Origin of the sequence: Streptomyces sp. PA03-3a, assembly GCF_033792735.1 — a bacterium.
GTDB lineage: Bacteria > Actinomycetota > Actinomycetes > Streptomycetales > Streptomycetaceae > Actinacidiphila.
The window spans coordinates 125,689-149,327 of sequence record NZ_JARAVM010000009.1 but is presented as its reverse complement, the minus strand read 5'-3'; the positions used below and the strand labels follow the sequence as shown (position 1 = coordinate 149,327).

Below are 23,639 nucleotides of genomic sequence, written 5' to 3'. Positions count from 1 at the left end.
ACCGCCTCGCTGTCCCCGGCGGTATAAATCTCGGACGGGCGTAAACGGGCGGCCGATGCCCGAACGGCCATGACGGAACCGGGACGAGGGAGGTGCGGCCATGCGCGGCGACGAACGGCAGCACAGGATCCTGGCCCTGGTACGGCAGTCCGGACGGGTGGAGGTCACCGCGCTGGCCGCCGAGTTCAAGGTGGCGCCGGAGACGATCCGCCGCGACCTGAGCGAGCTGGAGCGGCGCGGACTCGTCCGCCGTACCCACGGCGGGGCCTACCCCGTGGAGAGCGCCGGCTTCGAGACGGACCTGGCCCGCCGCGAGACCCACCAGGTGGAGGGCAAGCGCCGGATCGCCGCGGCGGGGGTGAAGCTGCTCGGAGAGGCGGAGACGGTCTTCGTCGACGAGGGCTACACCCAGCAGTTGCTGGCGGCGCTGCTCCCCACCGACCGTCCGCTGACCGTGGTGACCGCCTCGCTGCCGACCGCGGCGGCGGTCGCCCAGTCCCCGGAGACCACCGTGCTGCTGCTCGGGGGCCGGGTACGGGGCCGCACCCTGGCCACCGTCGGCTCCTGGGCCACCCAGATGCTGTCCTCCTTCGTCATCGACCTGGCGATCATGGGAGCCAACGGCATATCCCGCGACTTCGGCCTGACCACCCCCGATCCGGTCGTCGCGGACGTCAAGGCGCAGGCGGTGCGCTCCGCGCGGCGCCGCGTCCTGGTGGGCATCCACACCAAGTTCGGCGCCTCGAGCTTCTGCCGGTTCGCGGAGGTCGGCGACTTCGAGACGATCGTCACCGACACGGGCCTGCCGGCCCCCGAGGCCCACCGCTACTCGCTGCTCGGCCCCAACGTCATCCGCGTCTGAGCCACCGCACCCGCCTCACCCTGCGCGCGAGCCGCCGCAGGTCGCCCCGGCACGCCCCGAAGCGCCCCGAGCCCTCGGAGCGCCGCCGGGATCCCCCTCACAGGAAGGCCTCCCCATGCCCGGTTCCGACACCGACCGCGGAAGGGCGCCACGGCGCCGCTCCACCGTCCGGCTGACCGCACTCGCGGCCTGCACGGCCCTGCTCGCCACCGGCTGCGCCGGCGCGGGCGGCGGCGGAGGGGACGGCGGGGGCGGCGCCTCCGTGAACGTCCTGATGGTCAACAACCCGCAGATGCTGGACCTGCAGAAGCTGACCGCGTCGGACTTCACCAAGGACACCGGCATCGAGGTCAACTTCACGGTGCTGCCCGAGAACGACGTCCGCGACAAGATCAGCCAGGAGTTCTCCAGCCAGGCCGGTACCTACGACGTCGCCTCCATCAGCAACTACGAGGCGCCCATCTACGGCAAGAACGGCTGGCTGGCCCCGATGGACGACACGGTCGCCAAGGACCCCGGCTTCGACCAGGCGGACATCCTCCCCTCGATGAGGGAGAGCCTGACCGGCGCCGACGGCAGGCTGTACGCCGAACCGTTCTACGGCGAGTCGTCGTTCCTGATGTACCGCAAGGACGTGTTCGAGGCGAAGGGCCTCACCATGCCCGAGCGCCCCACCTGGCAGCAGGTCGCCGCCCTCGCGAAGCAGGCGGACGGCGCCGAGCCCGGCATGAAGGGCATCTGCCTGCGCGGACTGCCCGGCTGGGGCGAGGTGATGGCGCCGCTGACCACCGTCGTCAACACCTTCGGCGGCACCTGGTTCACCAAGGACTGGAAGGCGCAGGTGAACGCGCCCGCCTTCAAGGAGGCGACGAAGTTCTACGTCGACCTGGTCCGCGAGCACGGCGAGGCGGGCGCGCCGCAGGCCGGCTTCGCCGAGTGCCTGGGCGCCTTCCAGCAGGGCAAGTCCGCCATGTGGTACGACGCCACCTCGGCGGCCGGGATCCTCGACAGCGCCGACTCCCCCGTCGCCGGCAAGGTCGGCTACGCGCCGGCGCCCGTGGTGAAGACGGACAGCTCCGGCTGGCTGTACACCTGGGCCTGGGGCATCCAGAAGGCGAGCAAGCGCCAGGACGACGCGGCGAAGTTCGTGGCCTGGGCGTCCGGCAAGGGGTACGAGGAACTCGTCGGCGAGAAGCTCGGCTGGGCCCGTGTCCCCGCGGGCAAGCGCACCTCCACGTACGAGAACGCGGACTACCTGAAGGTGGCGGGCCCCTTCGCCAAGGCCACCGAGGAGGCCATCGCCGGGGCCGACCCGCGCGACCCCGGCGTCCAGCCGAGGCCGACGCTCGGCATCCAGTTCGTCGACATCCCCGAGTTCCCCGACCTCGGCACCAAGGTCTCGCAGGAGATCGCCTCCGCCATCGCCGGGCGCACCTCGGTGGACGCCGCGCTCGACAAGTCCCAGCAGCTCGCGGAGAAGGTCGCCGCCCAGTACCGGAACGGGTGATTCGGCCATGACCGGTACGTCGAGCACCGTCACCGAGGAGGTGCGCGGCCGGGCAGCGGTCCGGCCGGTGCCCGCCCGGACCCCGGGCCCGGGCCGGGCCGCCGCCTGGGCCCGGCGCGCACCCCTGATGCCGGCGCTGGTGTTCATGGTGGTCGTGACCCAGCTGCCCTTCGTGGCCACACTGGCGATCTCCTTCATGGACTGGAACGCCCTCTACCCCGACCGGCGCGGCTTCACCGGACTGACCAACTACGCCGACGTGTTCGGCGACGCCGGCCTGCGGGCGTCGGTCCTGACCACCGTGTGGCTCACGGCCGGTGTCGTCCTGGTCAGCCTGCTGCTGGGGCTGGGGCTCGCGCTGCTGCTGGACCGCCGCTTCCGGGGCCGGGGGCTGGTGCGGACCCTGCTGATCGCGCCCTTCCTGCTGGTGCCGGTCGCCTCGGCGCTGCTGTGGAAGCACGCCCTCTACAACCCCGAGTACGGGCTGTTCAACGGCGCGCTGACCTGGCTGTGGCAGCTGTTCGGCAGCGAACGCCCGCCGCAGCCGGACTGGATCACCTCGATGCCGCTCGGGGCGATCGGGGCCTCGCTGGTGTGGCAGTGGACCCCGTTCATGATGCTGATCCTGCTCGCCGGGCTGCAGAGCCGTTCCACGGAGGCGGTGGAGGCGGCCCGGGTGGACGGCGCGAACGCCTGGCAGGTCTTCCGCTTCCTGACCCTGCCGCACCTGCGGCGCTACCTCGAACTGGCGGCGCTGCTCGGCTCGGTCTACGTCGTGCAGAACTTCGACGCGGTCTTCACCCTCACCTCGGGCGGCCTGGGCACCGCCAACCTGCCGTACACGGTCTACGAGTCCTTCTACAAGGCCCACGACTACGGACGGGCGTCGGCGGCCGGCGTGGTCGTCGTCGCCGGGACCATCGTCGTCGCCACCCTGGCGCTGCGCCTGGTGTCGACCCTGCTGAGGGAGGAGTCCTCATGAGCGCCCTGGCCGCGCCCGAGGTCCGCAGGCGCCGCTCCGCCTCCCTGTGGGGGCTGGCCGCCTGGGCCGCCGCCCTGCTGTTCGTCCTGCCGATCGCCTGGATGGTACTGACCTCGCTGCACAGCGAGACGGACGCCGCCACCAACCCGCCCTCATCGGGCGCGGGGCTCACCCTGGACGGCTACCGGGAGTTCTTCGGCGCCGCCACGGGCGCGAGTCCCTGGCCCGCCCTGGTCAACTCGGCCACGGCGAGCGTGGTCTCCACCCTGCTGGTGCTGGCGCTCGCGATACCGGCCGCGTACGCGTTGTCGATCCGGCCCGTCCGCAAGTGGTCCGACGTGCTGTTCTTCTTCCTGTCGACGAAGATGCTGCCCGCGGTCGCCGGGCTGCTGCCGGTCTACCTCGTGGCGCAGAACCTCGGACTGCTGGACAACGTCTGGCTGATGGTCCTGCTCTACACCTCGATGAACCTGCCGATCGCGGTCTGGATGATGCGGTCCTTCCTCGCCGAGATCCCGGTGGCGATCCTGGAGGCCGCCGCGATCGACGGAGCCGGGCTGTCGGCCGTGTTCCGCCGGATCGTCATCCCCGTCTCCGCCCCCGGCATCGCCGCCACCTCGCTGATCTGCTTCATCTTCAGCTGGAACGAGATGCTCTTCGCCCGGGTGCTCACCGGTGTCCGCTCGGTGACCGCGCCGGTCTTCCTCACCTCCTTCGTCACCAGTCAGGGACTCTTCCTCGCCAAGGTCTGCGCCGCGGCCGTCGTGGTGTCCCTGCCCGTCCTCGTCGCCGGATTCGCCGCCCAGGACCGCCTGGTCCAGGGCCTGTCACTGGGAGCCGTCAAGTGAAGGCAGTCGTCATCGCCGAGCCCGGGAAGATCGAGCTCGCCACCGTCGAGGACCCCGCACCCGGTCCGCGCGACGTGGTGGTCGCGGTCGCGGCCTGCGGGCTGTGCGGAACCGATCTGCACATCCTGCAGGGTGAGTTCGCGCCGACGCTGCCCATCGTGCCGGGGCACGAGTTCGCCGGGGAGGTGGTCGCGGTCGGCTCGGCCGTCACCGAGGTGGCGGTCGGCGACCGGGTCGCCGTCGACCCCTCGCTGCACTGCGGCGAGTGCCACTACTGCCGGCAGGGCCGCGGCAACCTGTGCGAGCGGTGGGCCGCGATCGGGGTCACCGAGCCGGGCGGAGCGGCGGAGTTCGCCGTCGCGCCGGTCGCCAACTGCGTCGTCCTGCCCGACCATGTGGCGACCGCCGACGCGGCGCTGATCGAGCCGCTGTCGTGCGCCGTGCGCGGCTACGACGTGCTGCGCGGCCGGCTCGGCGCCCATGTGCTGATCTACGGCTCGGGAACGATGGGCCTGATGATGCTGGAACTCGCCAAGCGCACGGGCGCGGCGAGCGTGGACGTCGTCGACGTCAACCCCGAACGGCTCGCCACGGCGCGGCTGCTGGGCTGCGACAACACCGCCGGCTCGGCGCAGGAGATCACCCGGCCGCGCGGCTGGGAGGTCGTCGTGGACGCCACCGGCAACGCCGCCGCCATCCAGGACGGGCTGCGACGGGTCGGCAGGGGCGGCACCTTCCTGCAGTTCGGGGTGGCCGACTACGCCGCGCGCGCCGTCATCGAGCCGTACCGGATCTACAACCAGGAGATCACCATCACCGGCTCCATGGCCGTCCTGCACAGTTACGAGCGGGCCGCCGAACTGTTCGCCGCCGGGGTGCTGGACCCCGGGGTGTTCATCAGCGACCGGTTCCCGCTCACCGACTACCCCCACGCCATCGAGCGCTTCAAGGCGGGCATCGGCCGCAAGATCCTGGTGCGGCCGTGACGGCGCCCGCCACGCTGGTCGCCGGCGAGTCGCTGACCGACGTGGTCGTCGCACCCGACGGGACGCGGCAGACCCACCCGGGCGGCAGCCCGGCCAACACCGCGCTCGGCCTCGCCCGGCTCGGGCACCCGGTCACCCTGGCCACGCGCATCGGCCGGGACGCCCACGGCGACGCGCTCGCCGAACGGCTGGCGGAGGGGAGCGTCCGGCTGCTGGCGGGGTCGGTCGTCCACGCCCCGACGTCCACGGCCAGGGCGGAGCTCGACGGGAACGGCAGCGCCGCGTACCGGTTCGACATCACCTGGGACCTGCCCCCGGTCGCCCCGCTCGACGTGCCCGGGCACCTGCACACCGGATCGATCGCCACCGCGCTGGAGCCGGGCGCGGGACGGATCCTCAGCCTGGTCGGGGCCGTCCGGCGCCGGGGGCACACCGTCTCGTACGACCCGAACCTCAGACCGGCGTTGCTCGGCCCGCCCGGTGACGAACGCCCGCGCGTCGAACGGCTGGTGGCGCTCGCCGACGTGGTGAAGGCCAGCGAGGAGGACCTGGGGTGGCTGCACCCGGGACGGGATCCGGGGGAGGTGGCCGCCGAGTGGGCGCGCCGCGGTCCGCGCCTGGTCGTCCTCACCCGGGGCGCGGCGGGCGCCGAGGCCCACTGGGCCCCGGGCGGACGTCACCGGGTCCCCGCCCACCCGGTGCGCGTCGTCGACACGATCGGCGCCGGCGACGCCTTCATGGCGGGTCTGCTCTCCGGCCTCCTCCGCGCCGGGCTGCTCGGCGGGGCGGCGGCCCGCGGGCGGCTGCGCGGCACCGCGGACGGCGGCTCCCCGCCGCCCGCGGTGGCCGGGGCACTGGAGCTCGCCGCGCGGGTCGCTGCTCTGACCTGCGGGCGCGCGGGGGCGGACCCGCCGTTCCTGGCGGAGGTGGCGCCCGTCATGTGATGATCCGGCGGACGGCACTCCCACGCACCGAGGGGCGGTACGACGATGTGGCCGCGGGTCGACGGAATGCGCTCCATGGAGCTCGGCACGCCCGACGCGCTCCGGGACGAGCTCAACTCCCTGGTCCTGGCGGGCAAGAAGACCGCCACGACCGGACTGCTGTCCGAGTACGTGGAGGAGACCGAGGGTCTGGAGTTCGCCGGCGAGCGCCTGGCGCTGCTGGACCGGGAGTGCCACTGCGTCGGCGTCATCGAGATCACGGACGTGGAGGTGACGTCCTTCGCGGACGTGAGGTGGGAGCACGCCGCCGCCGAGGGCGAGGGTGACGCCTCCCTCGACGCGTGGCGGGCCGGGCACCGCCGCTTCTGGGAACGGGCGGGCACTCCCGTCGAGGACGCGACGCCCGTGGTGTGCCTGGCGTTCCGGCTCGTCGGGGCAGGCGGCTGACGGTGCGGCTCCGCATCGAGGGGAGCGACCTGCCCGGCCGTACCTTCGGCGGCCACCGCGGCGTCCACGTCGCCGTGCAGCGCCGCGCCCGTCCCGCGGAACTCCTCGATCCCCGGCCTGGCGACGCCGCGGCGGCGACGTGGGACCTGGACTGCCGCATCCGTGCGACCCAGGACGGGTTCGACGTCACGGGGCCCCACGTCCAGGGCGGCCCCGGTGCCCGCTTCGTCTACCTGTCCTGGGGCACGGTCGGCCATTCCGGCGACTTCACGATGTTCCGCCGGGCCAAGCTCATGCTGGACGGCGTCGATCCCGCGACGCTGCGCGCGGCCGCCCGCTCCGGGACGCTCCTCGGACGGCTGGGCCTCACCGACGTCAGGGGCGGCCCGCTCTGCGCCGCCGTGCGGCCGCCGCTGGTCACGTGGTCGGCGGGGACACCGGACGCCAGGGGCTGACGACGGAACGTGAACGGGACCACCACCCCGCCGGTGGGCGCGCCCACGGTCCGCACGACCGCTTACGCCTTCCCACCGGCGCCGGGCAGTGGTCCCGCTCGGTCACACAGGGGTACGGGTCCCTCAGTCCTCTCCCCTGACGATGTTCCATTCCTTGCCGCTGTCGGGCTCCCGCTGCGGCGGATTGCCCCGGCCCTCCTTCACGACAGCAGGCCTGCACGTGCGTATCTGCTGATCTCGGGGGATGCGGGTGCTGGTCGGGTGGCCGTTGCGTGTGTCCACGGCTGGGCGCCTCCTCATGTCTTCTCGACACCGCATACCCATTCGAACGTGATTTACACGACAAGACATTCCTGATCAGGACAGGTTTATCGCAGGCGTCCGCCCGGCACCCGACGGGTGTCGCGCTGCGCGCCGGGCCCGGCACCGGCCGTGTTCGCCGCCGCGCGGGCACGTCGCCCACCCCAGGCTTCGGCTGCCCTGGGCCGCGCGGTGGAAACCACCTCGGCCGGCCGGGTTCAGCGCGTGGGGTGCCACTCCGCGAGGAGCACGGTGGCGTCGTCGTCGAGGCGCCCGTGCCGGTGCGCCAGGATGGCGTGGACCAGCCGCCGAAGGACCTCCGCGGCGGGGTCGCCGAACGCGGTGGCGTGCACGACGTACTCGGTGAGGCGCCGCTCGCCGAACTCGTCGCCGCCCTCGGCGCGGGACTCGGTCACACCGTCGGTGTGGACGAGGACCCGGTCACCGGGCTCCAGACGCGTGGAGTGGACGGACCGCGGCCGGCCGCCGTAGCCGGAACCGAGGCCGAGGGGCAGGTCCGCGTCGCGCTCCAGGGCGCCGGGGACGACGTGCCGGCCGCGGATCAGCCGGGGCGGGGGGTGCCCGCAGTTCGCCCACGCGAACTGCCCGCTGCGGACGTCGAGGTCGGCGAAGACCGCGGTGGCGAACCGGTCCGGGATCCATTCGGCGAGGGTCTCGTCCACGGTCTTGACGATCTCGCCCAGGTCGGCGCCGGCACGCCGGGCGCCCCGGCAGCCGGCCAGCGCCACGGCCGCCGTGAGCCCCGAGGCGAGGTCGTGGCCCATCGCGTCGACCACCGCCAGGTGCAGGTGGTCGTCCTGGAGGCTGTGGTCGAAGGCGTCGCCGCCGATCTCGTAGGCGGGTTCCAGCACGGCGCTGGAGGTCACCTCGGTCGTACCGATGGTCCGCCGGGGCAGGAAGGCCCACACGAGTTCCGCCGCGGTGGTCATGGGGCGGCTGCGGACGAGCCGCAGCAGATCGTCACTGGACCCCGCCCCGGAGACGATCGTCAGGGTCGTGACGTCGGCGAGCGCGCGGCAGCGGGAGAGGAGTTCGGGGTCGATCCGGTGGGCGGTGACCTCCATGACGCCGACCCGCTCCACGCCGTCGACGAGCGGCAGCCACATCGTGATCCGGTCGTCGCGCTCGCTCAGGCGCAGGGACGCCGTCCGGTAGGCGGCGCCCGCCGGCGTGCCGTCGACGGCCACGGCCCCGCGGGCGCGGGAGGCCGGATCGCCCGGCAGCGGGACGAGCCTGACCTGCCGGACGTCGGCGAGCAGGACCGTCACGTCGTCCAGGCCCACCTCGTGCGCGGCACGCTCGAGGGCCGCGCCCCAGTCCTTCGGGGCGACCTCGTGCGAGCGCTGCAGGAGCCCGCTCAGCAGGGCGCCAAAGCCGGTGTCGTCCACCGTCACCATCACCTGTCGGTGCGCCGACCCCGGCGCGGGGCCGGGACGACCGGCGCCTGCCCCGGACACCGGGGCCGAAACATCGCACCGCCCCCGGCCTCGTCGGCGCCGCGACCGCGGCGCGGACCTCCCCGGATCGCCCACAGCCGCCGGTTCCACAGAACGTCATATTCCAGCAAATCGTGTGCCAATACGGGCGTGGCACACCGCGACGGACATGCCGGGGCACGACGCTTCTCGTGTTCCACCCGAGCGGGTGCCGACGGCACCCGCGGAGACAGGAGTCGATCCATGCGCGTTTCCCGTTTCGTGGCCGCGGTCGGTGTGGCCGTCGCCGTCGTCCTGGGCGGTGCGGCGGGTGCCGGTGCCGTCACGCCGGAGTCCGTCCGCACCCCCGGCACGCACGCCACGCACGGCGACCACGGCCGCGGCCACCACAGTCACCACGGCAAGCGTCACCACCACCGCTGGCACGGTCACCGCCACCACCGTCACCACCACCACGTCGTCAACCACCACCGCCGCTGACCCGCGGCCCGATCCGCGCGGCCCCCGGGGGCGCCGCTCCGCCGACGCGGAGGGCGCCCCCGGGCGCGTGCGGGCGGGGGCTCAGGCGGTCTGCGCGCTGCGAAGGGCGGTGTACGGGCCGCCGGCCCGTAGCAGTTGCTCGTGCGAGCCGACCTCGGTGATCCTCCCGCCGTCCATGACGACGATGCGGTCGGCGTTGCGGATGGTGGACAGCCGGTGGGCCACCACGAAGACGGTGCGGTTGCGCACCAGGCGTTCCAGCGCCTGCTGGACGAGGGCCTCGGAGCGGGAGTCGAGGGCGGAGGTGGCCTCGTCCAGCACCAGCACACGCGGGTCGCGGATCAGCGCCCGGGCGATGGCCAGCCGCTGCTTCTGCCCACCCGACAGCCGCGCGCCCCGCTCGCCGACGACCGTGGCGAGGCCGGCGGGGAGGCGTTCCACGAACTCCAGGGCGTTGGCGGCCCGCAGCGCCTCCCGTACCGCCTCCTCGGGAACGCCCGGCATGCCGTAGCCGACGTTCTCCCGGATGGTGCCCTCGAAGAGGATGGACTCCTGGGGCACGACGGACACGAAGCGGCGGTAGCTGCGCAGGTCCAGGGTCTCCATGTCCGCACCGTCCAGCAGGATCCGGCCCTCGGTGGGGCGCAGGAAGCCGATGACGAGGTTGAGGAGGGTGGACTTGCCGGCCCCCGAGGTGCCCACCAGCGCGATGGTCTCGCCCGGGCGGACGGAGAGGGAGAAGTCGCGCACCGAGTGGTCGGCGGCGTCGTCGTAGGCGAAGCCGACACCCTCGAAGTCCACCCGTCCCCGGACGCCGGCCACCTCGGTCTTCCCCGCGTTCTGCTCGAGGTCGGGCGCCTGCAGCACCTCGCCGACCGAGCGCACCGACTCCAGTCCCTTGCTGACCACAGGAGTGAGGCTGAGCAGGGTCGTCACGGCGGCGGTGAGGGCGGAGAAGTAGGTGGTCAGCATGACGACGTCGCCGGGGGTCACGCCCAGCCACCCGTGGTACGCGGCGAGCGCGGACCCGAGCAGGCAGCAGACGCCGAGGACGTTGAGGACGATCCAGGCCAGTGAGCCGAAGCGCCCGTTGAGCCGGTCCAGGCGCAGCCCCGCGGTGAGGACCTGGCTGAGCGTGCCGTCGACACGGCGCAGCGCGGTGGACTCCAGGCCGTGGGCGCGGGTGATGGGGATGAGGGTGGTCATCTCGGTGACGCGGGAGGAGAGTTGCTCCACCTCCTGGCGGAACGATTCGTTGGACTCGCGCAGCCGTCCCCGCAGCCACATCACCAGCGCCGACGTCGCGGGCACGACGACCAGGAAGACCGGCAGGAAGGACGGCGCCTGCACGGCGATCACCACCAGCGCGCCCAGCAGCGTCGCGAGCGCCGACAGGCCCATGTCGCCGGTCTGCTGGACCGCCTGCTCGATGGCCTCGACGTCACGGATGACCTTGGTCTGCAGAACGGCGGAATTGACCTTCGTGTGGTAGCCGATGGAGAGCTGCTGCATGCGCTGGCAGAGCGCGGAGCGCAACCGGGTGCCGGTACGGCGTGCGCTGCCGTACCAGCAGCGCACGTACAGCAGGTGGAAGGGGTAGTTGAGGACCAGCATCAGCAGCAGCACACCGGTGCCGAGCAGCATGCCCGACAGCGGCCGGTGCTGCACGATGACGTCGATGACCTGTGCGGTGACCAGCGGGGTCAGCCAGATCGGGGTGTGCTTGACCATGAAAGCCAGCACGGCCAGGGCCAGTCGGCCGCGGTCGTGGCGGAAGAGGTAGGCGAGGGTGCGGATCGGGTGCTCACCGCGGTAGCGGTGGTCGAGCGGGCCGTGCGGCGACGCCATGCGGGAACTCCGGGTGCACGAGGGCGCGGGGTGATGAGACGGCACTGGCTCATCGTCCGGTCACCGCGGAATCCTAGGCTGCGAGCGCCCCCACGGACACGGCCCGGGGGTTCCTGACCGGTCCCGGCCGACTGGGGTGGCGGTCCGGGGGCAGACGGTGGGGGAAGGGGCGGCAGGAGAGCGCGCCCCCGGACCACTGGGAGGGCCGATGCTGGCCATCGTTGCGGCCGTCGTCTTCGCGGTCGCGTTCATCATCAACGCCACCGGGACGTCGACGGAGGCCGTGTTCACCCCGACGAGCCTGCTGCTGGTCGGGCTGACGCTGCTCGCCGCGCACCTCGGCGGGGTCGGCTCGGGCGCGGGCGCCCGCTGGTCGGGGTACCGCGGGCGACGGCGCTGAGGTCTGCGGGGAGGGGAAGGGCCATGACGGACCGTCCGGACAGCCCGCGCGAGGACGCGCCGACGCACCACCCGGGCTTCAGCAGTCCCGGGTTCTCCACGTCCGCCCACGGCCCCGGCCCGGAACCCGGCTCCGGGGACGGCGCGGCGGTTCCGCCGCCCCCGCGGATCCCGGAGTACGAGGTCCCGGAGCCGGAGGTCGCGGACATCGCGGAACCCGGTTTCGAGTCGCCGGGTTTCGAGTCCCCCGGTTTCGAGTCGCCGGGTTTCCGCGGGCCCGGGTACTCCAGCCCGGACTTCACCAGCCCGGGCCCGCCGCGCGCCGCGGACCGGGACAACGAGGGTTCATGAGGCGGGCGGCTTCGCGGCCGGTGGCGCAGCCGGGGAGGTGACGCCCATGCGGGCCCGGCTCTCGGCGACGAGCTGCTGGACGTTCCGCTCGACCTCCTCGGGGTCGAGGCCGAGGGCCCGGCCTATGTGCGAGGACCAGACCTCGGAGCGCACGTTCGTCTCGAAGGCGAGGTCGGCGCGGATGTTGTCGCGTGCGGCCTGCCGGTTCTGGCTGACCATGACGAAGGTCGAGAGGAAGATCGCCTCCAGGCTGACGATCATGGTGAGGAGTCCGAACGGGTAGGGGTCGAAGATTCCGCCGGGCCCCGCGAGCCCCTGGTTCAGCAGGATCCAGACCGCGAACCAGAGGATGTGCACGTAGACGAAGGCCATCGAGCCGGCGAAAGCGGTGATCGCGTCCGCGACCCGGTCCTGCGCGCCCCTCCCGCGGGCGAACAGGACCCGCTCGTGCGGGGAGCGGACCAGCGGGTGCGGCGGCGTGGGGACGGCGGGGCCGTCGGCGGGGGAACTCATGGGCCTCATCCTGCCCCCGGCCCCGCGCGGCCACGGCACGGGGAAGCGGCGGGAAGAAACCGCGCCCTCCCCGCGTTGGCATGGGCGGATCAAGAACCGCCCGAAAGGAGGCGACCGGTGAAGGTACGTGCCTCGCTGCGTTCCCTCAAGAACGCCCCCGGCTCGCAGATCGTCCGCCGTCGCGGCCGTGTCTACGTGATCAACAAGAGGGACCCCCGCTTCAAGGCCCGCCAGGGCTGACCCGCGGAACACCACGGGCGCCGCGCACCGTCCCAGGACGGCGCGCGGCGCCCGTTCGCGCACCCGTCACCGGGACCGGCTCCGGGGGGAGCGCAGCAGGAGCAGCGCGATGTCGTCGGTGCGCAGCCGGCGCTCGGAGGTGAGGGCGAGCACGCCGTCGGCGACCCGGTCGAGCGGCAGCCCGCCGACGGCGCCGAGGTGGTCCGAGAGGGCGGCCAGTTCCGCGTCGACGTCCGTCCCCGGACACTCGACCAGGCCGTCCGTGTAGAGCATGAGCACCGATCCCGGGGGAAACGCGAACTCGACGGTGCGGTAGACCGCCTCCGCGTCGATGCCCAGCAGCGGGCCCTGGGCGAGGTCGAGCGGCCGCACACGGCCGTCCGGCTCCCGCAGCAGCGGCTGCGGATGGCCCGCGCCCGCCGCCATCACCCGTTTCCCGTCCGGGTCGAGGTGGAGGTAGACGCAGCTGGCGAGCAGCTCCACGTCCAGGTCCAGCAGCAGCCGGTTGGTGCACTCCATCACCTGGCCGGGCGACTGCCCGACGGCGGAGTACGCCCGGACCGCCGTGCGGACCTGGCCCATCAGGCCGGCCGCGGTGACGTTGTGGCCCTGCACGTCGCCGATCACGGCGGCGGGCCGGTCCCCCACGCGGAGCAGGTCGTAGAAGTCGCCGCCGATGTCCATGCCCTCGGTGCCCGCGAGGTACCGCGCGGCCGCCTCGAGGCCGGGGAGCTCCGGCAGGGTCCGCGGGAGCAGCGCCGACTGGAGGCCGTGGGCCAGCCGGTGCTTGGCGTCGTAGAGCCGCGCCCGCTCCAGGGCCTGGGCGACCAGTCCGCCGAGGCTGGTCAGCAGGGCCCGCTCGTCGGCCCCGAAACGGTGCGGTTGCGGGTATCCGAGCACGCAGGTGCCGACCGGGCGACCGGAGGCGATCAGCGGGAGGTAGGCCCAGGCCGCCATGCCGTCGGAGACCGGCGGGCGGTCGGGGAAGCACTCCCGCATCTCCTGCTCGGACTCCAGGAACGCGGGCGCACCGCTGGCCAGCACCTGGGCGGCGGGGGTCGGCGACGACATCGCCATGCCGTCGCACCGGTCGACGATCGCCGGATCGCGGTAGCCGCGGTGGCCGAGGACGCGCATCCGCCCTGCCTCCGGGGCGACGACGGCCAGTACCCGGCTGCCGACCGCGGGCATGATCTCGTCGGCGACCAGGTCGATCACGTCCTGGACGCAGACGGCCTCCGTGAGCGCCCCGGACAGGTTCACGAGGTGGGAGATGGCCACCAGCCCGACCGCGGGCGGCGCCGCGGCGCGCACGGCCTCGGGTACGGGAGCCTCCGCCGCCGGGCCGCGGGCCGGTGAGATGCGCACGCTGACGCCGTTGCTGCTGGGATGGAGCTGGAAGGTGAGCCAGTCGCCGGGCGGCCGCAGCGCGGTGAACGAGGTGGGCTGCCTGCTGATCAGCGCCGCGCGGTGCCGCTCCTGGTGCACGGGGTCCTCCAGCCACGGCAGCGTCCGCCACAACGGGTGACCGAGCAGCTTGCGCACCGGCACGCCCAGCCGGCGGGACGCCGCGCCGTTGGCGTAGGTGACCCGCCCGTCGAGGTCGAGGGAGCACAGGCCGTCCGGCAGCCGGCCCACCATGCGCACCGCCTCGACCGCCGAGGAGACCCCGGCGACGGGGGCGCCGATCTCCACGTCCTGCCCGCGCCGGACCGGCCTGCCCTCGGCGGTCCGCCGCTCCAGGCTGCGGGCGAGCTCCCCGCTGGCGGTGAGCAGGCGCTCGCGCTCCCAGTCGGACAGCTCGGGCGGATGGGCGCCCGGCCAGGTGACGAACACCGAGCCGAAGGCGGTGGCGGCGGTCGCGACGGGCAGCGCGGCGAGGGTGAACGGATAGGGCAGGACGAGCGCGATCCGCGGGTACCGGCGCGCCATCTCCTCCTCGCCGCCGACCCAGACGAGCCGGCGTTCGCGCAGTGCCTCCGCGACGGGGATCGGGGCGCCCAGCCCCACCCGTTCCCATGGCGCGGCGAAGGCGCGCGGCAGACCGGCCATCACGGCCATCTCCAGCACCGGCTCGCCCGGCGCGAGGAGGTAGATCCCGCCCGCGTGCGCCCGCACACCGTCCATCATCGCGAACAGCGCCGGTGCCAGGAGGCTTTCGTCCGTCCACTCCGCGGCGTCGGGGTGGGACGGTGCGGGAGGGGGCCCGTCCGGCACGGGTACCACCTCCTCAGTCTCTTCCCGTCCAGACTGCATCCGGGCGGCGGACCGCGCATGCGGGGGCCCGCGAGGTCGGGAGGGCGCGGGCTGCGTTCGGGATGTTGCCGCCAACTCCCCTGATTCTTCGAGCAGATCACATGCGGCGTTTTTGTTCGAACCTCTTGGCGTTCGACTGGCCCGGTGCTTCAATGTGGCGCTGTTAGGAAGGTTTCCTAACCTCTGACCCACGGAGTCACCCGTGCAGATCCCCCCACACCGTCATGCACGCTCCCTCCCCCGCCGGCGCGTCGTCCTCTACGCGACCGCCGCCCTGACCGCGGGCGTCCTGGCCGCCGGCGCCGGCACCCTGGCCTCGGCCGCGCCGGGGCAGCCGGCCGCCGCGGCGGCCGGCGTCGGGCTCGACGACGCGCACAAGAAGGACATCGCCATGCAGCTGGTGTCCAGCGCCGAGAACTCCTCACTGGACTGGAAGGCCCAGTACAAGTACATCGAGGACATCGGCGACGGCCGCGGCTACACCGCGGGCATCATCGGCTTCTGTTCGGGCACCGGTGACATGCTCGAACTCGTCGAGCTGTACACCGACCGCAAGCCGGGCAACCCCCTCGCCCGCTACCTGCCCGCACTGCGCCGGGTCAACGGGACCGACTCGCACAGCGGCCTCGGCTCCGGCTTCGAGAGCGCCTGGCGCAGCGCCGCCGCCGACACGGCGTTCCAGCAGGCGCAGAACGACGAGCGCGACCGCGTCTACTTCGACCCCTCGGTCACGCAGGCCAAGGCCGACGGGCTGCGCGCACTGGGCCAGTTCGCCTACTACGACGCGATCGTGATGCACGGCCCCGGCGAGGACAAGGTCAGCTTCGGCGGCATCCGCAAGACCGCCCTGTCCAAGGCCAAGAGCCCCGCGCAGGGCGGCGACGAGACGGCGTACATCAACGCCTTCCTCGACGCGCGCAAGGCGGCGATGAAGACCGAGGAGGCGCACAGCGACACCAGCCGGGTCGACACGGAGCAGCGCGTCTTCCTCAACAACGGCAACCTCGACCTCAACCCGCCACTCAAGTGGAAGGTCTACGGGGACAGTTACACCATCAACCAGTAGCCCCCCGCGCACGGCGTTCCGGGCGGCCTCCCTGACCGGGGGGTCGCCCGGAGCGGCGCCGGGCCCGGGATCCGGGGCCTAGGCCAGACCTAGCCGAGTTCCAGGCTGGTGACGCCGTACATGCCCGCCAGGTCGACGTCCGGGACCGGGCCCGTGTACATGCGCGCGGCCTCGAACGAGGGCGTCAGGCCGAGGTGCTCCACCAGGCGCACGGCGGCCTCGTTGGGCTCGGGCACGTCGATCACGAGGGGCTCCCCCGGCGCGGTCCGCGCGAGCCCCATGAGCAGCGCGAGGGCGACCTTCCCCGACGAGGCGTACAGCGGTCCCACGCGGGACGGCCCGCGGGCGGCGCGCAGCACCCCCAGTCCCCGCAGCCGGCCGTCGGCGACGGCCGCGAGGGCGGTACGGTCCGGCAGGGTGATCCAGGAGGCGAGGAACGCGTCGCGCTCGGCGGGGAAGAACCGCTTGTCGTAGCGGGCCAGTTCGCCGAACCCGACGCTCCTGGCGTCGATCAGCGCGACGCCTCCGGGCATGACCCCGCCGGACGGCGTCCCCTGGTAGCGGATGTTCCGCCAGGCCGTGCTGAAGCCCGACCTGCGGTAGTTCTCCTGCTGCGCGACGACCCCGTCGAGGCCCACGTTGCGGCCGGCGAGATGCTCCAGCCCGGCGCGCCAGACCCGGATCCCGTAGCCGTGGCCGCGGAAGGGCGGCCGGGCGATGTAGAGGCCGACGAAGCCGAAGTCCGCTCCGTAGCGCACCGCGGAGACCGAGGCGACCGGCTCGCCGTCGAGTCTCCCGAACAGGAAGCCGGCCGGATCGGCGGGGAAGAAGGCCTGCCCGTCGGACCTGCCGGGGTTCCATCCTTCGTCCTCGGCCCAGTCGGAGAGCCGGCTGATGTCCTCGGCGCCTGCGGAGGAGACGTGGAACGCGGTCATGGGGACCTACCTCGGGAATCGGTTGCCGGGACGCGGCGCCGGGCACCGCGTGCGCGAGGGCGCCGAGGACGCGGCGCGGGTACGGGCGATCAGGAGGGTGACGTCGTCGGGCGGTGTGGCGCTCGGCAGGGTGCCGAGCACCGCCGCGCAGAGGTCGTCCAGGCGTCCGGGCCGGTCGAGGGCGCGGCGCACACGCTCCATCCCGGTGTCGACGTCGTGCCGGCGGTCCTCGATGAGGCCGTCGGTGTAGAGGGCGATGAGGCTGCCCACGGGCAGCTCCACCTCGGCGGCCTGGTACGGGGGCATCCCGAGGCCGAGCGGTGTGCCGTTGGGCAGGTCGAGGAAGGTGACGCCGCCTTCGGGGTGGCGGACTGCCGGCGGCGGGTGCCCCGCCCTGGCCATGGCGCAGCGGCGGCTGGCGGGGTCGTAGACGGCGTACAGGCAGCTGGCGCTCACGGAGGAGGCGTGCGGGCCCTCGCCCTCCTCCTCGGCGAGGCGGATGATCGTCTGGTCGAGGTGGGCGAGGAGCTGTTCCGGCGCCAGGTCGAGGTCGGCGAGCGTCCGTACCGCCGTCCGGAGCCGCCCCATCGTGGCCGCGGCGTCGATGCCGTGCCCGACCACGTCGCCGACGACGAGCGCCACCCGCTCGCGCGGCAGCGGGATCACGTCGTACCAGTCCCCGCCCACGCCGTCCTCCAGGTCCGCGGGGAGGAAGCGGGAGACGACGTCGAGGCAGGGGCCGCCGCACACCCGGCGCGGGAGCAGGCCCCGCTGGAGGGCGAGGGCGGTGGCCCGCTCGTGCGTGTAGCGGCGCGCGTTGTCCAGGCTCAGCGCGGCCCTGGCGACCAGTTCCTCGGCGAAGCGCAGGTCGTCCTCGTCGAACGGCCGCGGATCGTCCGTGCGCAGGAGCAGCACCACCCCCAGGACGACGCCGCGGGCCCTGATCGGGACGATCATCAGCGAGTGCATCCCGAACTCCTCGATCTTCCCGGCCCGCGCCGGGTCGCGGGTCAGCCACGGGGAGGCCGTGTCCAGGACCGGTTCGAGCAGGGAACGGCCGGTGGTCAGCACGCGTTTGAGGGGCGAGGACGAGGGCACGTACACCACGTCGCCGACCCGGGAGACCGCCTCGGGGGCGCCCTCGTGGACGGAGGACAGTCCCGCCCGGCGGAACACCGCGACGTAGTCGCCGTCCGGGCCGAGCCGGGACAAGGGCTCCTCACCGAGCCGCAGGGTGTCGGCAAGGTCGACGGTGACGTAGTCGGCGAGGCTGGAGATGGTGAAGGCGGCCAGTTCCTGCGCGGTGCGCATGACGTCCAGCGTGGTGCCGATTCGGGCACCGGCCTCGCCGAGCAGCGCCAGCCGGTCGCCGGCCCGGTGCTCACCGGTGATCCGCAGGACGACCAGGCAGACTCCCGTCGGCCGCCCCTCGGCGTCGTCCAGGCGGATGCAGCAGGCGGAGAGCGCCCCGTCGCGGCGGACGCCGTCCACCGCCGGTACGAGGTACTCCCGGCCGCTGACGGGCGTGCCGGTGGCCAGCACCTGGCGCATCACCGCCTCCAGCTCCCAGGACCCGGCGGGCAGCGCCGTGTCCGCGCGGTGGCCCAGCCGCCGCTCCCGCGGGATGCCGTCGTGGTCCTCCAGCGAGTCGCTGACCCAGGTGCACCGAAGGTCGGTGTCCCACAGGGCGATGCCGATCGCCGAGGGGGCGAGGGGGGAGCCCAGCGCCGCCCCGGTCACGCCCACCGCCCGCTGGAGCAGGTCGGCCAGGTCGATGGGTGCGGGTGATGCCATGTGCGTCGGTCCTTCGTCTGGGCTGCGGGGATGTGACGGGGCCCGGATCCGGCAGGGGGGCCGGAGCCGGGCCGAGGGGGTCAGCGCCTGAGGAGGTCCGCCGCGCGTTCCGCGATGGCGTAGACCGTGGCGGCGATGTCGCCCGAGGGGATGGCGGGCATCACCGAGGCGTCGGCGACCCGCAGGCCGTCGACGCCGTGGAGGCGCAGATCCGTGTCGACGACGGCGAGGTCGTCGACGCCGATCCGGCACGTGCCGACGGGGTGCATGCGGGAGGCCAGGGTGCGGCGTGCGTACGCCCGCAGTCCGGCGTCGTCCTTCACGTCGGGGCCGGGCAGGACCTCGTGGGCGCGCCATCCGTCGAGGGCGCGCGCCTGGCCGATCTCCCGTGCCAGGAACAGCGCTTCGACCATCGTGGCCAGGTCGCGGTCGTCACCGTAGTAGTCGGGGTCGACCAGGGGCAGGGCGCCCGGTTCGGCATTCGCGAGCCTGACGGTGCCGCGGCTGTGCGGGCGCATCGGGGAGACCGCGATCCGGTATCCCTGATCGTCCGGCACGTCGGCCGCGGGCGTCCGGCATCCCGGGGTGTCGGACAGGAGCACCTGCACGTCGGGGTCGCAGATGCCGAGCCGGCTGCGCACCAGGCCGATGGCCTCGCCGTGGTTGTTGGCCCCGGTCGGAACGGGCCGGGCCGCGCGGTGGACGACGGCGGCCACCGGGTGGTCCTGCAGGTTCGCCCCCACGCCCGGCCGGTCGAACGCGACGTCGATGCCCTTGTCCCGCAGGTGCCCCCGTGGGCCGAGGCCGGAGAGCATCAGCAGTTGCGGCGTCCCGATGGTGCCCGCGGTGAGCACGACCTCGCCGTGGCAGCCGATCGCGACGGTGCCGGTGCGGCCGGCGTGCCCGTACTCCACCCCGGCGCACCGTCCGTCGCGCAGGAGCAGGCGGTGGACCAGGGCACCGGTCACCACGGTGAGGTTGCGGCGGTGCCGGGCGGGGGTGAGGTAGGCGTCGGCGGCGCTCTGCCGCCGGCCACCGACGATGTTGAGGTCGCTCCAGCCGAAGCCCTCCTCCAGACCGGCGGCGATGTCGGCCGCCCGCCGGTAGCCGGTCTGGGTCGCCGCCGTGAGGAGCGCGGCCACGACGGGGTGGGGCGGGCTCGCCGGCCCCACGGTCAGGGGGCCGCCGACACCGCGGAGGGCGGGGTCGCGCCCGGGGGCGTTCTCGCTGCGCTTGAAGTACGGGAGCAGGTCGTCGTAGCCCCAGCCCTTGGCGCCGCCGGCGGTCCACGCACCGTAGCCGGAGTGGTGACCCCGCACGAAGGTCATGGCGTTGATGGCCGACCCTCCGCCCAGGCCGCGACCGCGCGCGAGGGGCGTGGTGGTGCCCGTGGCCGACTGCCGGACGGTGGTGTCGCCCCAGTTCGCGGACGTCCCCAGCAGCGTCGGCCAGGCGGACGGCGTCGCCGCCGCGGCCGGCGGCCCGTCGCCCCCCGCCTCCAGCAGGAGCACGCGTGCGCCGTCCGGCTCGGAGAGGCGCGCGGCGAGCACACTGCCCGCGGTGCCGCCGCCGACGACCACGAAGTCGTAGCTGTCCGTTATCGCATGCATGGATCACCTCTGACCGGCCACGTCCGGCGTTTCCAGTGATAGCCCTGACCGGCTAACACCGGACACCATAGCCCCAACCACCACCAATCGAACAGATCGTTCGCTATTGCCACTATCGCCAATGGATATGGACGAAACCTACCGAACCATCACAGGCGTCCCGGACCCCCTCGATCCCGGGACGCGTGCGCGGACGTGCGCCCCGCCGCAGGCGGGCGAATGCCTCGCGAATCCCGGACACCCCTTCCGCTCAGGCAAGTTCATCGCCAAACGCCCTACCCAGGGATGGATGAAAGTTGTACGGTCCACGGGATCATGTCCCCTCACGGAGGTACTCGCCATGGCGTCAATGGGCGTACCCGACGTCCTCACCCGTGCCCGCACCGTCGCACCGCCGGGGTGGAGCCGCTGGCTGGTACCGCCGGCCGCACTCTCCATCCACCTCGCCATCGGGCAGGCGTACGCCTGGAGCGTGTTCAAGCCCCCGCTGGAGTCCTCGCTCGGGCTGAGCGGCACCCAGTCCGCGCTGCCGTTCCAGCTCGCGATCGTCATGCTCGGGCTGTCGGCCGCGTTCGGCGGAACCCTCGTCGAGCGCAACGGCCCCCGGTGGGCCATGTGCGTCTCGGCCCTCTGCTTCGCCTCCGGCTTCCTCATCTCGGCCCTCGGCGCCGCCACGAGCCAGTACTGGCTGATCGTCGTCGGTTACGGACTCGTCGGCGGCATAGGCCTCGGCATCGGCTACATCTCGCCGGTCTCCACGCTCATCAAGTGGTTCCCCGACCGGCCCGGGCTCGCCACCGGCATCGCCATCATGGGCTTCGGCGGCGGCGCCCTCATCGCCTCCCCCTGGTCGACGGAGCTGCTCTCCTCCTTCGGCGCCGACTCCTCCGGCATCGGGCAGACCTTCCTGGTCATGGGCCTGGTCTACGCGGTCTTCATGACCTTCGGGGTGCTGCTCGTCCGGGTCCCCGCGGACGACTGGCGGCCCCCCGGCTGGAACCCGTCGGCCACGGCCGCGCGCCCGCTCGTCACCAACGCGCAGGTGTCCGCGCACAACGCGCTGCGCACCCCGCAGTTCTGGTGCCTGTGGGTGGTGCTCTGCATGAACGTGACGGCGGGCATCGGCATCCTGGAGAAGGCCGCGCCGATGATCACCGACTTCTTCGCCGAAACCTCCACGCCGGTGACGGCCACGGCCGCGGCCGGATTCGTCGGCCTGCTGTCGCTCGGCAACATGCTCGGCCGGATCACCTGGTCCTCCACCTCCGACCTGGTCGGGCGGAAGAACATCTACCGCCTCTACCTCGGCGCCGGGGCGCTGCTCTACCTGCTGATCGCCCTGGTCGGCGACGACTCCAAGCCGCTGTTCATCATCGCGGCCGCCGTCATCCTGTCCTTCTACGGCGGCGGGTTCGCCACCGTCCCCGCCTATCTCAAGGACCTCTTCGGGACGTACGAGGTGGGCGCCATCCACGGGCGGCTGCTGACCGCCTGGTCCACCGCGGGCGTGCTCGGGCCGCTGATCGTCAACGCGATCGCCGACCACGAGAAGTCGGCGGGCCAGACGGGACCCGACCTGTACTCCACGTCCTTCGTCATCATGATGGTGCTGCTGGTGATCGGCTTCGTCGCCAACGAACTGGTACGCCCGGTCCATCCGCGGCACCATGACGGACCGTCCGCCGGGACGAAGGCAACCGTCGGACCCGAGTCGGAAGGAGCCGTCCGATGACCGCTTCGAACCCCGCGCCCGCCCAGGCCACCGAGTCCCCCGCCGGGAACGGCCGGCTCCCGCTGATGGCCGTCGCCTGGCTGTGGGTCGGCGCGCCCTTCGCCTACGGCGTGTACGAACTCGTACTGAAGCTCAAGCAGTTGTTCACCGGCTGACCGACTGACCGGAACCGCGGCGCCCGCCACGGGCCGCCCCGTCCTGATGGACCCGGCGGCCCGTGGCGGTCCCGTGTGCGGACGGCCTCCGGACGCACCGCACGGGCGTGTCCGGGTCGCCGAGAACCGCCCGTACCGCGCTGCGGGACGGGCACCGGCCCATGGAGTGAGGAACCATGCCCGACAACAGCCTTACCCGTACCGGCGCGAGCCCCCGCACCCTGGGCGTCGGCCTGATCTGCGCGGTCGCCGGATTCTTCGTCCTCGGCATCGTCCTCGGCCCGGCCGCCGTCGTGTGCGGCCGGCTCGCCATGCGCCGCACGCCCCGGGGCGCCAGGCGGGTGTTCCCGCTGATCACCGTCGTGCTGGGCACGATCGACACCCTCATCGCCTTCCTCTGGCTCACCGGCGCCCACTGGGACGGCGGCGGGTTCATGTGAGCCGCGGCACGGACCCGGTCGACGGCACCGCGAGGCCGGACGGGAGGATGGCGGTCCCCCGTCCGGCCTCCGCCGTCCAGGAGCGCGTGTGCCCCTCTCCGACCCGTCACCGGTGCCGCGTGCCGTCGCCGCCCTGCTCGCCGTCGTGGCGGCCCTCGCTCCGACGGCGGGATGCGGCAGCGGCGACGGCTCGTCCGCGGGCCCGCGCGTCGTGCCGCCGCAGGCCGGGGCCTCCTTCGACTACCAGATCGGCGGCGGCTACCCGCCGCCCGGCGGTGTGCGGGTGGTCTCCCGCGACCGCACGGACAAGCCCGCCCCGGGTGTGTACTCCGTCTGCTACGTCAACGCCTTCCAGGCCCAGCCCGGCGAGCTGTCCTCGTGGCGCGCCCGGGACCCCGGCCTGCTGCTGCGTGACGAGGACGGCGGACTCGTCGTGGACGACGAGTGGGACGAGGCCCTGCTGGACACCTCCACCGCCGCCAAGCGCGAGGCACTGGCGGAGGTCGTCGGCGGGTGGATCGACGACTGCGCGGAGCGCGGGTTCCGGGCGGTCGAGCCGGACAACCTCGACTCCTTCGAGCGCTCCGACGGCCTGCTCACGTCCGCCGACAACGCCGCGTTCGCCCGGCTGCTCGCCTCACGCGCCCACGCCGCGGGGCTGGCCGTCGCGCAGAAGAACACCACCGAACTCCTCCCCCAGCGGTCCGCCATCGGCTTCGACTTCGCGGTCGCCGAGGAGTGCGGCGAGTTCGACGAGTGCGGGCGGTACGCCGCCGCGTACGACGACCGCGTCCTCGTCGTGGCCTACGACGCGGCCGACTTCACGGCGACCTGCCGCCGCTGGGGCGCCCGCCTCGCGGTCGTACTCCGCGACCGCGACGTCGCGCCCGCCGGGGAGCCGGGCCACCTCTTCCGTACCTGCTGACCGGAGCGAGGCGGCCACGCAGCGGGACCGGCCGGGGCGACGAGGCTCCCGCCCTGGCTAGGCCGTTTCTCTCGGATCACCTCGCCGACCAGATGAAGATGGCCGCG

25 protein-coding genes are annotated in these 23,639 nt (G+C 73.3%); 17 read left to right on the top strand and 8 right to left on the bottom strand.

Annotated features, from left to right (window positions below; translation table 11 throughout):
* The first annotated feature begins 100 nt into the window (after positions 1–100).
* The 8 genes from PV342_RS13700 to PV342_RS13665 all read left to right on the top strand — a co-directional run bounded on the left by PV342_RS13700 (position 101) and on the right by PV342_RS13665 (position 7,031).
* Positions 101–862 (top strand): DeoR/GlpR family DNA-binding transcription regulator, encoded by a 762-nt coding sequence (locus PV342_RS13700; RefSeq protein ID WP_400798371.1) that lies wholly within the window; start codon positions 101–103, stop codon positions 860–862.
* A 115-nt stretch (positions 863–977) separates the two neighbouring features.
* A complete protein-coding gene (locus PV342_RS13695) occupies positions 978–2,369 on the top strand; it encodes an ABC transporter substrate-binding protein (RefSeq protein ID WP_500317270.1) in 1,392 nt (463 codons plus the stop codon).
* Positions 2,370–2,376: 7 nt separating this feature from the next.
* The gene (locus PV342_RS13690; protein ID WP_500317269.1) at positions 2,377–3,351 is read left to right on the top strand and encodes a carbohydrate ABC transporter permease; all 975 of its coding nucleotides are present in this window, start codon (positions 2,377–2,379) and stop codon (positions 3,349–3,351) included.
* Positions 3,348–4,199 carry a carbohydrate ABC transporter permease gene (locus PV342_RS13685; protein ID WP_500317267.1) on the top strand — a complete coding sequence of 284 codons (852 nt, stop codon included), beginning with the start codon at positions 3,348–3,350 and terminating at the stop codon, positions 4,197–4,199. Before PV342_RS13690 ends, PV342_RS13685 begins: the two co-directional genes overlap by 4 nt.
* Complete coding sequence (locus tag PV342_RS13680; RefSeq protein WP_400798359.1) at positions 4,196–5,185, top strand: zinc-dependent alcohol dehydrogenase family protein; 990 nt, start codon at positions 4,196–4,198, stop codon at positions 5,183–5,185. The genes PV342_RS13685 and PV342_RS13680 overlap by 4 nt, the downstream gene beginning before the upstream one ends.
* Positions 5,182–6,129 carry a carbohydrate kinase family protein gene (locus tag PV342_RS13675; RefSeq protein WP_400798356.1) on the top strand — a complete coding sequence of 316 codons (948 nt, stop codon included), beginning with the start codon at positions 5,182–5,184 and terminating at the stop codon, positions 6,127–6,129. The genes PV342_RS13680 and PV342_RS13675 overlap by 4 nt, the downstream gene beginning before the upstream one ends.
* Before the next feature lie 75 nt (positions 6,130–6,204).
* The gene (locus tag PV342_RS13670; RefSeq protein WP_386993125.1) at positions 6,205–6,576 is read left to right on the top strand and encodes an ASCH domain-containing protein; all 372 of its coding nucleotides are present in this window, start codon (positions 6,205–6,207) and stop codon (positions 6,574–6,576) included.
* Between the two features lie 2 nt (positions 6,577–6,578).
* Positions 6,579–7,031, top strand: coding sequence for a DUF5990 family protein (locus PV342_RS13665; RefSeq protein WP_400798352.1), 453 nt, complete (start codon positions 6,579–6,581; stop codon positions 7,029–7,031).
* A 123-nt stretch (positions 7,032–7,154) separates the two neighbouring features.
* On the opposite strand, the gene PV342_RS13660 is transcribed toward PV342_RS13665, so the two are convergent.
* Both PV342_RS13660 and PV342_RS13655 read right to left on the bottom strand, forming a co-directional pair.
* Positions 7,155–7,313, bottom strand: a complete 159-nt coding sequence (locus tag PV342_RS13660; RefSeq protein ID WP_179279708.1) for a hypothetical protein — start codon at positions 7,311–7,313, stop codon at positions 7,155–7,157.
* 236 nt (positions 7,314–7,549) lie between these two features.
* Positions 7,550–8,749 carry a PP2C family protein-serine/threonine phosphatase gene (locus PV342_RS13655; RefSeq protein WP_400798348.1) on the bottom strand — a complete coding sequence of 400 codons (1,200 nt, stop codon included), beginning with the start codon at positions 8,747–8,749 and terminating at the stop codon, positions 7,550–7,552.
* A 282-nt stretch (positions 8,750–9,031) separates the two neighbouring features.
* Between PV342_RS13655 and PV342_RS13650 the strand changes: the two genes are divergently transcribed.
* Positions 9,032–9,268: a hypothetical protein gene (locus PV342_RS13650; RefSeq protein ID WP_361006768.1), complete on the top strand. Its 237-nt coding sequence runs from the start codon at positions 9,032–9,034 to the stop codon at positions 9,266–9,268.
* Between the two features lie 81 nt (positions 9,269–9,349).
* Here the strand turns inward: PV342_RS13650 and PV342_RS13645 are convergent, their stop codons facing one another.
* Positions 9,350–11,116: an ABC transporter ATP-binding protein gene (locus tag PV342_RS13645; protein ID WP_386993122.1), complete on the bottom strand. Its 1,767-nt coding sequence runs from the start codon at positions 11,114–11,116 to the stop codon at positions 9,350–9,352.
* Positions 11,117–11,324: 208 nt separating this feature from the next.
* Here PV342_RS13645 and PV342_RS13640 point away from each other — a divergent pair, with 208 nt between their 5' ends.
* Both PV342_RS13640 and PV342_RS13635 read left to right on the top strand, forming a co-directional pair.
* On the top strand, positions 11,325–11,516 hold the full coding sequence (locus tag PV342_RS13640; protein WP_018562493.1) for a hypothetical protein: 192 nt from the start codon (positions 11,325–11,327) through the stop codon (positions 11,514–11,516).
* A 23-nt stretch (positions 11,517–11,539) separates the two neighbouring features.
* The gene (locus PV342_RS13635) at positions 11,540–11,866 is read left to right on the top strand and encodes a hypothetical protein (protein ID WP_500317263.1); all 327 of its coding nucleotides are present in this window, start codon (positions 11,540–11,542) and stop codon (positions 11,864–11,866) included.
* Here PV342_RS13635 and PV342_RS13630 read toward each other — a convergent pair.
* Positions 11,861–12,379 carry a DUF1003 domain-containing protein gene (locus tag PV342_RS13630; protein WP_386993120.1) on the bottom strand — a complete coding sequence of 173 codons (519 nt, stop codon included), beginning with the start codon at positions 12,377–12,379 and terminating at the stop codon, positions 11,861–11,863. The two genes, PV342_RS13635 and PV342_RS13630, sit on opposite strands and share 6 nt — an antisense overlap.
* 117 nt (positions 12,380–12,496) lie before the next feature.
* Here PV342_RS13630 and ykgO point away from each other — a divergent pair, with 117 nt between their 5' ends.
* Positions 12,497–12,619, top strand: a complete 123-nt coding sequence (gene ykgO, locus PV342_RS13625; RefSeq protein ID WP_018562490.1) for a type B 50S ribosomal protein L36 — start codon at positions 12,497–12,499, stop codon at positions 12,617–12,619.
* A 66-nt stretch (positions 12,620–12,685) separates the two neighbouring features.
* Here ykgO and PV342_RS13620 read toward each other — a convergent pair whose 3' ends face one another.
* Positions 12,686–14,875 (bottom strand): SpoIIE family protein phosphatase, encoded by a 2,190-nt coding sequence (locus PV342_RS13620; RefSeq protein WP_500317261.1) that lies wholly within the window; start codon positions 14,873–14,875, stop codon positions 12,686–12,688.
* A gap of 202 nt (positions 14,876–15,077) precedes the next feature.
* On the opposite strand from PV342_RS13620, the gene PV342_RS13615 reads away from it, so the two are divergent.
* Positions 15,078–15,941, top strand: coding sequence for a chitosanase (locus PV342_RS13615; RefSeq protein WP_400798334.1), 864 nt, complete (start codon positions 15,078–15,080; stop codon positions 15,939–15,941).
* Between the two features lie 89 nt (positions 15,942–16,030).
* Here PV342_RS13615 and PV342_RS13610 read toward each other — a convergent pair whose 3' ends face one another.
* From PV342_RS13610 to PV342_RS13600, 3 genes are all read right to left on the bottom strand, one after another.
* On the bottom strand, positions 16,031–16,876 hold the full coding sequence (locus PV342_RS13610) for a GNAT family N-acetyltransferase (protein WP_400798329.1): 846 nt from the start codon (positions 16,874–16,876) through the stop codon (positions 16,031–16,033).
* Positions 16,877–16,882: 6 nt separating this feature from the next.
* Complete coding sequence (locus tag PV342_RS13605) at positions 16,883–18,670, bottom strand: SpoIIE family protein phosphatase (RefSeq protein ID WP_400798324.1); 1,788 nt, start codon at positions 18,668–18,670, stop codon at positions 16,883–16,885.
* An 80-nt stretch (positions 18,671–18,750) separates the two neighbouring features.
* On the bottom strand, positions 18,751–20,280 hold the full coding sequence (locus PV342_RS13600; protein WP_500317258.1) for a GMC family oxidoreductase: 1,530 nt from the start codon (positions 20,278–20,280) through the stop codon (positions 18,751–18,753).
* 340 nt (positions 20,281–20,620) lie between these two features.
* On the opposite strand from PV342_RS13600, the gene PV342_RS13595 reads away from it, so the two are divergent.
* The 4 genes from PV342_RS13595 (at position 20,621) to PV342_RS13580 (ending at position 23,532) form a co-directional block, all read left to right on the top strand.
* Complete coding sequence (locus tag PV342_RS13595) at positions 20,621–22,012, top strand: L-lactate MFS transporter (RefSeq protein WP_500317256.1); 1,392 nt, start codon at positions 20,621–20,623, stop codon at positions 22,010–22,012.
* The gene (locus PV342_RS13590; RefSeq protein ID WP_500317254.1) at positions 22,009–22,167 is read left to right on the top strand and encodes an MFS transporter small subunit; all 159 of its coding nucleotides are present in this window, start codon (positions 22,009–22,011) and stop codon (positions 22,165–22,167) included. Before PV342_RS13595 ends, PV342_RS13590 begins: the two co-directional genes overlap by 4 nt.
* A 176-nt stretch (positions 22,168–22,343) precedes the next feature.
* A complete protein-coding gene (locus tag PV342_RS13585) occupies positions 22,344–22,607 on the top strand; it encodes a hypothetical protein (RefSeq protein ID WP_500317252.1) in 264 nt (87 codons plus the stop codon).
* Between the two features lie 88 nt (positions 22,608–22,695).
* On the top strand, positions 22,696–23,532 hold the full coding sequence (locus PV342_RS13580) for an endo alpha-1,4 polygalactosaminidase (RefSeq protein ID WP_400798309.1): 837 nt from the start codon (positions 22,696–22,698) through the stop codon (positions 23,530–23,532).
* Positions 23,533–23,639: the final 107 nt, after the last annotated feature.